A 1,105-nucleotide genomic window follows, 5' to 3' on the forward strand; every position below is an offset into this window, starting at 1 on the left:
AAGGCCAACGGTTTCCAGAAGGGCTTCTCGTCGACCACGGCCGACTCCAACGCCGACCAGGCGCTGCTCTACACGGGTAAGGCGGCCATGATGCTGCACGGCTCGTGGTCGTACGGGATCCAGGTCGAGCAGGGTGGCAACTTCGTCAAGGACGGCGGGCTGGGCTGGATGAACTTCCCGGCCGTCGAGGGTGGCAAGGGCGACCCGAGCAACACCGTCGGCAACCCGGGTCAGTACCTCTCCATCTCGTCCAAGGCGACCGCGGAGGCCAAGGACATCGCCAAGAAGTTCTTCTCGACGACGCTGGTCGACGACGATGAGAAGGCGGGCTGGGTCAAGTCGGGCGGCGTGCCCGTGCTCAAGGACAGCGACAGCCTGTTCTCCGGGGCCGACGCTCAGTTCCTCAAGGACATGGCCGGCATCGCCAACGGGGCCAAGGTGTTCGCCCAGTCCTGGGACCAGGCGCTGAGCCCGACGGCGGCCGAGACGCTGCTCGACAACATCGCCAAGCTGTTCCAGCTGCAGGTCAGCCCGCAGCAGTGGGTGACCGCCATGAACGGGGTCATCGGGAAGTGACCGCCGCGGCCCAGCGGGTGCGGGGCGGCAACGTCACGTGGATGGCCCTGCCCGCGCTTCTCATGTTCCTGGCCTTCGGCGTCGTGCCGTTGCTGGGCGTCCTCGCGCTCAGCTTCACCACCTGGAACGGTCTCGGCGAGATCGTTCCCTCGGGCACGACGAGCTGGCGCGCGACACTGAGCGATCCCGGTCTGCCCCACGCCCTCTGGGTCACGTTCCTCATCATGGCGTTGTCGTGGGCGGTGCAGACTCCGCTGTCGATCCTGATCGGGGTCTTCATCGCCGCCCGCAAGCGCTATCGCGAAGTGCTGGCGGTGCTGTTCTTCATTCCGCTGCTGCTGAGTTCGGCGGCCATCGCGATCACCTACAAGTCGTTGCTCGACCCGAACTTCGGGTTGGGCACCGGGCTGGGCATCTCGTGGCTGAATCAGGACTGGCTCGGTAACGCGACGCTGGCCATGGGTGTGCTGATCTTCATCGTGTCGTGGCAGTTCGTGCCGTTCCACTCGCTGATTTATCAAGGCGCGGT

The 1,105-nt window shown here is 65.6% G+C and carries 2 protein-coding genes; both read left to right on the forward strand.

Translation table 11 applies throughout. The annotated features are described in order from the left end of the window. Positions 1-576: extracellular solute-binding protein (locus tag M1L60_RS46680; protein WP_253244073.1), on the forward strand; the 576-nt coding region annotated here is incomplete at its 5' end. Beyond that, positions 573-1,105: carbohydrate ABC transporter permease (locus M1L60_RS46685; protein WP_369077264.1), on the forward strand; the 533-nt coding region annotated here is incomplete at its 3' end. The genes M1L60_RS46680 and M1L60_RS46685, both read left to right, overlap by 4 nt.

The sequence above is a fragment of the Paractinoplanes aksuensis genome (genome assembly GCF_024137025.1).
Taxonomy (GTDB): Bacteria; Actinomycetota; Actinomycetes; order Mycobacteriales; family Micromonosporaceae; genus Actinoplanes; species Actinoplanes aksuensis.